9 protein-coding genes, 1 tRNA gene and 1 pseudogene are annotated in these 7,775 nt (G+C 70.0%); 8 read left to right on the top strand and 3 right to left on the bottom strand.

Annotation, left to right across the window (positions count from 1 at the left end):
* Both B9S61_RS40745 and B9S61_RS09845 read left to right on the top strand, forming a co-directional pair.
* Nucleotides 1-532, top strand: a pseudogene (locus B9S61_RS40745) (hypothetical protein); the annotation flags it as partial.
* Between the two features lie 183 nt (nt 533-715).
* A complete protein-coding gene (locus B9S61_RS09845) occupies nt 716-988 on the top strand; it encodes a hypothetical protein (protein WP_103541924.1) in 273 nt (90 codons plus the stop codon).
* Between the two features lie 186 nt (nt 989-1,174).
* Here the strand turns inward: B9S61_RS09845 and B9S61_RS09850 are convergent, their stop codons facing one another.
* Nucleotides 1,175-1,414, bottom strand: a complete 240-nt coding sequence (locus tag B9S61_RS09850; protein ID WP_103541925.1) for a chaplin — start codon at nt 1,412-1,414, stop codon at nt 1,175-1,177.
* 317 nt (nt 1,415-1,731) lie between these two features.
* Here B9S61_RS09850 and B9S61_RS09855 point away from each other — a divergent pair, with 317 nt between their 5' ends.
* The 4 genes from B9S61_RS09855 to B9S61_RS09870 all read left to right on the top strand — a co-directional run bounded on the left by B9S61_RS09855 (nt 1,732) and on the right by B9S61_RS09870 (nt 3,328).
* A complete protein-coding gene (locus B9S61_RS09855) occupies nt 1,732-2,007 on the top strand; it encodes a hypothetical protein (protein WP_103541926.1) in 276 nt (91 codons plus the stop codon).
* 178 nt (nt 2,008-2,185) lie between these two features.
* Entirely contained in the window at nt 2,186-2,467 is a 282-nt protein-coding gene (locus B9S61_RS09860) for a hypothetical protein (RefSeq protein WP_103541927.1), read from the top strand.
* 189 nt (nt 2,468-2,656) lie between these two features.
* Nucleotides 2,657-2,926, top strand: a complete 270-nt coding sequence (locus B9S61_RS09865; protein ID WP_103541928.1) for a hypothetical protein — start codon at nt 2,657-2,659, stop codon at nt 2,924-2,926.
* Nucleotides 2,927-3,049: 123 nt separating this feature from the next.
* On the top strand, nt 3,050-3,328 hold the full coding sequence (locus tag B9S61_RS09870) for a hypothetical protein (RefSeq protein ID WP_103541929.1): 279 nt from the start codon (nt 3,050-3,052) through the stop codon (nt 3,326-3,328).
* Between the two features lie 85 nt (nt 3,329-3,413).
* Here the strand turns inward: B9S61_RS09870 and B9S61_RS09875 are convergent, their stop codons facing one another.
* A complete protein-coding gene (locus B9S61_RS09875) occupies nt 3,414-4,382 on the bottom strand; it encodes an alpha/beta fold hydrolase (protein WP_103541930.1) in 969 nt (322 codons plus the stop codon).
* Nucleotides 4,383-4,650: 268 nt separating this feature from the next.
* A tRNA-Arg gene (locus B9S61_RS09880) sits at nt 4,651-4,723 on the bottom strand.
* A 321-nt stretch (nt 4,724-5,044) separates the two neighbouring features.
* Here B9S61_RS09880 and B9S61_RS09885 point away from each other — a divergent pair.
* Both B9S61_RS09885 and B9S61_RS09890 read left to right on the top strand, forming a co-directional pair.
* On the top strand, nt 5,045-6,655 hold the full coding sequence (locus tag B9S61_RS09885) for a dynamin family protein (protein WP_103541931.1): 1,611 nt from the start codon (nt 5,045-5,047) through the stop codon (nt 6,653-6,655).
* Nucleotides 6,656-6,658: 3 nt separating this feature from the next.
* The coding region (locus tag B9S61_RS09890) for a YfjP family GTPase (RefSeq protein WP_181007316.1) at nt 6,659-7,775 on the top strand (1,117 nt) is incomplete at its 3' end.

The raw sequence follows: 7,775 nt of genomic DNA on the forward strand, positions 1-7,775 counted from the left end.
CACGGTGACCACGGCCACGTCGTCGTCGACCACACAGGCCGCCACTCCCGCGGCCACCCCGGCCGTCACGGACCCGGCGGCCGGTCTGCTCGTGCCGGCGGCCGGGACCACCGGCCTCGCGGACGACGCGCTGGGCGCCGTACGGGAGGCCCTCGACGGCGTCCTCGACCTGCTGCTGCCCAAGGACGCCACCACGGCCACCGGCCAGGACTCCGCGACCACCACCGGCCAGGACTCCACGGCCGCCACTGACGAGGAGTCCACGGCGGCAGCCGACGAGGAGTCCGGGACCGCCGCCGGCCAGGAACCCGCTGCGGCCGACGACCTGCTGGACCGGGTGGACGAACTCCTCGACGCGCTCCTCGGCGCCGACCCGGAGGCGTCCGCCGAGGAGTCGGCCGAGGAGTCCACCGGAACGTCCACCGGGGTGACCACTCTCCCCGCACCGGCCGAAGCGGTGCCCGCGGCGCCCGCCGGCACCGGCCCGGCCGTGCTCCCCTCACTCACCTCACTCCTGCTGCCGAACTCCTGAACCGCGTGACGGAGCGGCATTCACCCCGGCAATCGTTCCAGCCGCCGTCCCGTCAATCGTTCTTGGATCTCATATGAGGACTCGGCAATCTTCGGCTTCCCGGTTTCCGCTCCGGCCGGGAATCGTTGAGCACGGCGACAGAATTCCCCTCCGGCGCCCCGCGTTGCCGAAGAAAGGAACACGATGAAGTCCCTCAAGGCTGCCGCCGTTCTTGCCGGGTCCCTGATCGCCGCCGGTATCGCCGCCCCCGCGTACGCCGCGGACTCCACGGACCTGGCGTCCACCGGCCTCGACACCGGCCTGCGCACCGCGGTCCCCTTCGAGCTCATGCCGCTGTACGAGTCGGACTCGCTCGTCGACTCCGACCAGGACTCGCTGCTCGGCACCACGAAGGAAGCGGCCGCCGTCGTGAACGAGGCCAAGCCGGTGCACGGTGATGTGGGGCTGCGCGCCTGAAGTCCATGCCGCGGAATTCGGCCCCCGGTTTTCACCGGGGGCCGAATTCTGTTCGCCGCTCACGTTCGTCGTTCTCATGGGTAACGGCCGTGACCCGCGGGCATGGGAAGAGCCCCGGCGCACGAGGCGGCCGGGGCTCCCGGGGTACTACGACGGACGTCCGTAGCCGTAAGTCCCAGGGGTGTGTCAGTGGTTCACGCAGACGTTGCCGGCCGCCGGGTTGAGGAAGCCGACCACGTTCACGGTGTTGCCGCACACATTGACGGGCACGTGGACCGGAACCTGGACCACGTTGCCGGACACGACGCCGGGCGAGTGGACCGCCGCACCCTCGGCACCGGAGTGAGCCGAAGCCATCCCGGCGCCGCTGAGCACCACGGCACCCGTTCCGAGAGCCACGGTGGCAGCCTTCGCGATGCGAGACATCACGTTCTCCTTACTGGTCTGGTAAACGCGGCAGCATGACGCGCGGCCGCACTCCCCGCTCAACGCGGAACACCGGCCCGGGTCACGGGGTATGTCACGGGATCACTCTTTGGTCCACCTTTGTGGCGAACGCTGACCCAGACCCGCATCGTCCTACCGCCGTCTGATGCGGCCTCCTGGCGAGCCGACCTGCATCTCCACGGGAAATTTACGCAATTGGGCGTTTTGACTGTCGAAAGACGCGAAAGTCGCTTATGTTGACACCTGTCAGTGACCGATCCCTTACGGATCGTGTCCGCTCGAGAAACGGAGAGGTAATGCGCAAGTACCAGAAGGCCGCCGTCGTCATGGCCATGCTCGGCAGCGTCGGCTTCCTCGGCGCCGGCACCAGCTTCGCGGGTGGCGAGCCGGAGTTCGAGCTCAACAACAAGCAGGCCAACGCCTGCTCGCAGGAGAACACGGTTCAGGGGCTGATCAACGTCAGCGACGTCAACCTCCCGATCGCCGCGCTCCTGGGCCTCAACAACGTCGAGGACGCGTCCACGAACGCCGTGAGCTGCGCCAACGGCCTTGCGATCGGTCACAACGGCTGACCGCTGCTCAGCTGATCGAGTCAGGTCCCGGGGCCCGGACGCACATGTCCGGGCCCCGGGCCTGTCCGTTCCATGCCCGTTCCGCACGCCCACGCCCGTTCCGCACGCTCATGACCGTTCCGCACGCCCACGACCGGCCCGCCGTGCAGGCGCCGGGGGCGACCCTGGGAGAAGACAGATGATCAAGTCGAGAAGTATCGCCTCCGTGGCCGCAGGAATCCTCGCCGGCTTCGCCCTGACCGGTGCCGGTGCCGGCCCGGCCGCCGCCGAAGGGCCCGGCGGGTGCGTCGACGACGGCAGGGGCACCGTCCGCTGTGTGCAGGTGACCGAGGAGCGGCTCACGGTCGACCGGGACGGGACGGTGCGTCACGTCACCAACGGCTCCAAGCCGGCCTGCTCCGCCTCGGCCGGCAGCATTTCCTGCGAGACCAGCGTCAGCACGGACCGCGGTAAGTCCTGATAGTCGACCGTGAATGGTCAGCTTTTACGCTGATCAAATAGGCGCGGTATTGCGCCACGCGTGCCCAATCGAGGCAATTCCGCGACTCGGCGTTTCACCTGCCGATTGACGAAGTGAATTCGCCTAATCTTGGCAACTGTCAGAGGCCGGTTCATTACGAACTGTGTCAACGCGAGAAATGGAGAGGTAATGCGCAAGCTTCAGAAGGCCGCCGTCGTGATGGCCATGCTCGGCAGCGTCAGCTTCCTCGGTGCCGGTATCAGCCACGCCGGCGACGAGCCGAGCGCTGAACTCAACAACAAGCAGGCGAATGCCTGCTCGCAGAAGAACACGACTCAGGGTCTCATCAACATCGACGACCTCAACCTCGCGCTGGCCATCCTGGGTCTCAACAACGTTGAGGACTCCGACACCGACGCCGTGAACTGCACCAACGGCCTCGCGCTGGGCGGCGAGTGATCACCATCAGGTGATCGGGCAGGCCCGGGGCCCGGATGCACGATGTCCGGGCCCCGGGCCTGTCCCCATATGACGCAGAAAGACTTCGCTCCGACCGCGGGGTCGACCGTGAGGAAAAGGTAAATGATCAATTCCAAGAAGTTCGTGGCGACGGCCGTCGGGATCCTGGGAGGCTTCGCCCTGATCGGCGCCGGCGCCGTCCAGGCCGTGGCTGTCGGCAGCGCCGCCCAGTGCGCCGGTGACGGCAAGGGCGACACGCGCTGCGTGCAGCACCACGAGTACCAGGTCACCACCGACGAATACGGAAAGCTGCGCATCGACAATGAGTCGTCGCAGAACTGCACCGGGTCACACGGAATGTCCTGCGTGTCCACCCTGGCCGTTCCCGGCGAGAAGTCCTGACGGATGCGTCGCTCCTGACCTGTTCGCCGGTCATGGATGAGGGCCGGAACCCGGTTCGGGTTCCGGCCCTCATCCATGACCGGCGTCAGGCCGGGGCGGGAGCGCGGCGGGGGCGGGGCACCTCGACGGGGTTGCAGTACGGCAGACCGTCGACGGGGCGGTCCGTGCAGAACCGGGCGATCAGGTCCGCCGACTCCTCCCTGCGCTCGACCGTCACCAGATGGTCCGCCTCCCGGACGGTGGTGAACAGCGCCCCCGGCATCGTCGCGGCGAGTTCCCGGCCCATCGGCGGAGTGCACAGCGTGTCGTACTCGCCGGTGAACACCAGCGACGGCACGGCGGGGACCGGCAGCGGCCGGTAGCAGCCGTGCGTCGTCAGCCGGGTGTTGTGCTCGACCGCCTTGCGGATGTCGTCCGGTGTCTGGTTCATGAACTGGTGCTGGAGCAGCCGGGACACGGCCGCGTGCCTGCGGACCTTGCCGGCCTCCGGGTGGGACATGAACAGCCGCACCAGTCCGTCGGCGGCCTGTCCGATGTCGCCCCGCGCGAGCGTCTGCGACAGCCGCGGCACGGCCTCGCTGTAGAGCTCGGGCAGCCGGATCGCCGCGGCCGCGAAGATGGCGCGCCGGACGGACTCCGGGTGGCGCTGTGCGAAGCGGAGGCCGACGACCTCGCCGAAGCAGCCGCCGAACAGATTCACCTCGGGCACGTCGATGACCGTCAGCATGTGCTGGACCGCGTCGGCGAGGAAGTCGATGTCGTAGCTCGCCGGGAGGAAGTCCGAGCCGCCGTAACCGGGCAGGTCCACGGTGATCAGCGTGCACAGCGGCGCCAGCCACCTCTCGTGGCTCTGCCAGGAGTACCGGTTCTGCGACGAGCCGCCGAGCAGCAGCAACGGCGCGGTCTGCGGCGCCCGTTGGCGGACGATCCGGCACGTGTACGCGAATCCCCCGAAGACGATCCCCCGTTCCTCCACCTGCTCCGGCGCTGAGGGAAGGGGCCCGGAGCGCCCCGTACGGGGCGGGTCCTGGGCGGCGATGACGGCAGTGCGCATGAGCGGCTCCGGGAAAGGCGCAACGACGGGAACCGCTCCATGATTACCAGAAATCGCCCATTTAAGGCGCAATCACTCAATCATGGGCGATGCGGTCAAAAGTGTTCACGGCTGACCGTGTCCCGGGAGGTGCGCCACGGATTTGGCGAGCGCCCGGACGGAGGAGGAGAGCTATCGGCGGATGACCCGATGGTCACGCCGGACACCGGGTTCCCGCTGCTCCACGAGAAGGCCGGAACGGACCTGAACGGCCCCGGCGAAGGTAGGGCGCCCCCGGCAGGACTCGAACCTGCGGCCAAGCGCTTAGAAGGCGCCTGCTCTATCCACTGAGCTACGGGGGCCGGTGTGGTGGCCTGGCGTCATGATGGCCCTGGTGGGGCCTGTTCCTGACGTTGCCGGAGACAAGGATAGGGCTCCCGCGTCCTTGTCCCTGCCGCCTCGCCTCCGTGGCTCGATGTGGAGGTTCGGTGAAGCGGTCCTGATAATCGCAGGCAGGTACGAATCGTGCACCGGTTTTGGCCTCTCGCGCATCGGGTGTTGTGCACTCGTTATGCCTGAGCTGTGTCCGTGTCGCAGTCGTCCCTTCCATCCCTTGTGTTCTGTCGGCGCGCAGACATGCTCATATGCTTCAGAATTCCCCTAAAATTGGGCATTCTTCACATGTGGTGACCTTGGACGTACGGCCTCAGCTGCTCGACGCACTCTCCGCCCTGCGCGACCGTGTCGCCGCCGCACGCTTCCCGCTGCCCCTGGCGGGGGCCGCACGCGCGCGTGCCGACCGCGACGAACTGCTCGCCCAGCTCGACGACTATCTGGTGCCCCGGCTGAGAGATCCCGAAGCGCCCCTGCTGGCCGTCGTCGGAGGATCCACCGGGGCGGGAAAGTCGACCCTGGTGAACTCCCTCGTCGGCCGGCGCGTCAGCGAGGCGGGCGTGCTGCGGCCGACGACACGCACACCGGTGCTCGTCTGCCATCCGGAGGATCACCACTGGTTCAGCGGCATGCGGGTCCTGCCCGACCTGACGCGCGTGTGGGTGCCCCACCACCAGGACCCGGCGGACGACCTGCTCCTGCCCGGCGAGAACCCGGCACGCGTGCTGCGCGTCGAGACCGCCGACACCCTGCCCCCCGGCCTCGCCCTCCTCGACGCACCCGACATCGACTCCCTGGTGTCCGACAACCGTGTCCTCGCCGCCGAACTCATCAGCGCCGCGGACATCTGGATCATGGTCACCACCGCCGCCCGCTACGCCGATGCCGTCCCCTGGCACATGCTGCGCACCGCCAAGGAGTACGACGTCAGCCTGGTGACCGTGCTGGACCGGGTGCCCCACCAGGTGGTCTCCGAAGTGTCGCGGCAGTACGGCGCCCTGCTCACCAAGGCCGGACTCGGCCACGTACCCCGCTTCACCGTGCCCGAGCTGCCCGAGTCGGCCTGGGGCGGCGGACTGCTGCCCGGCACCGCCGTGGCGGCGCTGCGCACCTGGCTCGTCCACCAGACGCTCGACCCCGCCGCCCGGCAGCACGTCGTGGCCCGCACCGCGTACGGAGTCCTCGACTCCCTGGGCTCCCGGCTGCCGCACCTCGCCGGGGCCGCCGCGGCCCAGTACGCCGCCGCGCTGCGGCTCACCGCCGCCATCGAGGGCGCGTACGACAGCGAGCACTCCCGCGTGCGGGGCCGGCTCCAGGCCGGAGCCGTACTCGCCGGGGACGCGCTGAAACGGTGGCGCGCCTTCCCCCTCGACTGCACCCCGGGCGAACTCCTCGACACCCTGGTGGAGAGCCTCGGCGCGCTGCTGCTGTGCGCCGTCGCCGCCGCCGACGAGCGCGTCGAGGACGCCTGGCGGCGCGAACCCGCCGCCGACGCCCCCGAACTCGACGGCCGCGAACGCGGCCCGGAGAGCGCCGAACACCGGATCGGACTGGCCGTACGGCGCTGGCGGCGCGAACTCGAGGAGTACGCCGAGGACGAGGTGCGGGAGCTGGAACGCGGACTGGCTCCCGACCCCGAGACGGTCGCCGCGCTGGTCGCCACCGTCCTGCTGGGCGGCCGCCGGGCCCGCACCGCCGGGGAGGGACTCGCCGAGCGGATCGGCGCGCACGGCGCGCTGCGGCTGCGCGACCGCGGCGGACGGCTGCTCGTCGAGCACGTGGACCGGGTCATGCACACCGAACGCGAACGCCGGCTCACCCCGCTGGACGCGCTCGAAGTGCACGCGGAACCCCAGCCCGAACTCATCGCCGCGTTGTCCGTACTGCAGAAGGAGAGGTGACCGGTGACCGCCGTCACTGACCAGGACCACACCGAGCATCCCGAGCACCCGGAACACCCGGAACACCCGGAACACCCTGAGCGTTCCGAGTGCGCGGAGCGTTCCGGGCGTTCCGAGTGCTCCGAGCGTCCCGAGCGTGACGCCGAGGGCTCGCTCGGCCCGGATGCCGCGGGCCCCTGGGACGACGGGCTGATCGCGCGGCGCGTGAACGGCAGTGCGGGTGAGGAGCAGTGCCGGGTGACGGAGCCGAGGGCGTCCGTACCGCAGAAGGTGACCCCCCTGGCGTACGGTCCCCATCTCGGGGCGCGGCTCGACGCCCTGCGCGAGCTCGTGGGACTCTCCCGCACCCGGCTGGACAACCGCACCCTCGCCCAGGCGGGCCGGATCCTCGACGAGGCCGCCGCGCGGCGCGGACTCTCCGGGCAGCACACCGTCGTCGCCCTCGCGGGCGCCACCGGCAGCGGCAAGTCGCAGCTGTTCAACACGCTGGCCGGAGTGCCCATCTCCGAGACCGGCGTCCGGCGGCCGACCACCGCCGCGCCCATCGCCTGCAGCTGGAGCGACGGCGCGGCGAGCCTCATCGAACGCCTGGGCATCCCGCCCCGGCTCAGACGGCGCCCCCTGCAGGTGACGGCGGACGCGGACGACAGGCTGCGCGGGCTCGTGCTGGTCGATCTGCCCGACCACGACTCGGCGGCCGTGCAGCACCGGGAGCAGGTGGACCGCGTGCTGGGACTGGTCGACGCGGTCATCTGGGTCGTCGACCCCGAGAAGTACGCCGACGCCATGCTGCACGAGCGCTACCTGCGGCCCATGGCGGCCCACGCGGAGGTCATGTTCATCGTCCTCAACCAGGTCGACCGGCTGCCCGGGGAGGCCGCCGAACAGGTCCTGGACGATCTGCGGCGGCTGCTCGACGAGGACGGCATCGTCCTCGGCGAGTACGGCGAACCCGGCACGACCGTGCTGGCGCTGTCCGCGCTCACCGGCGAGGGGGTGGGGGACCTGCGGGAGGCACTCGGCCGGTTCGTGGCCGAACGCGGGGCGCCGGCCCGCCGGATCTCCGCGGACGTCGACATCGCGGCGGCCCGGCTGTGGCCGGTGTACGCCACCCGCCACC

It is taken from the genome of Streptomyces sp. SM1 (genome assembly GCF_002910825.1).
GTDB classification, from domain to species: Bacteria; Actinomycetota; Actinomycetes; order Streptomycetales; family Streptomycetaceae; genus Streptomyces; species Streptomyces okerensis.

Bases quoted from the DNA above. Each gene is read 5' to 3' on its own strand.
- B9S61_RS09845 (WP_103541924.1), top strand. From the start codon at position 716: ATGAAGTCCCTCAAGGCTGCCGCCGTTCTTGCCGGGTCCCTGATCGCC.
- B9S61_RS09850 (WP_103541925.1), bottom strand. From the start codon at position 1,414: ATGTCTCGCATCGCGAAGGCTGCCACCGTGGCTCTCGGAACGGGTGCC.
- B9S61_RS09855 (WP_103541926.1), top strand. From the start codon at position 1,732: ATGCGCAAGTACCAGAAGGCCGCCGTCGTCATGGCCATGCTCGGCAGC.
- B9S61_RS09860 (WP_103541927.1), top strand. From the start codon at position 2,186: ATGATCAAGTCGAGAAGTATCGCCTCCGTGGCCGCAGGAATCCTCGCC.
- B9S61_RS09865 (WP_103541928.1), top strand. From the start codon at position 2,657: ATGCGCAAGCTTCAGAAGGCCGCCGTCGTGATGGCCATGCTCGGCAGC.
- B9S61_RS09870 (WP_103541929.1), top strand. From the start codon at position 3,050: ATGATCAATTCCAAGAAGTTCGTGGCGACGGCCGTCGGGATCCTGGGA.
- B9S61_RS09875 (WP_103541930.1), bottom strand. From the start codon at position 4,382: ATGCGCACTGCCGTCATCGCCGCCCAGGACCCGCCCCGTACGGGGCGC.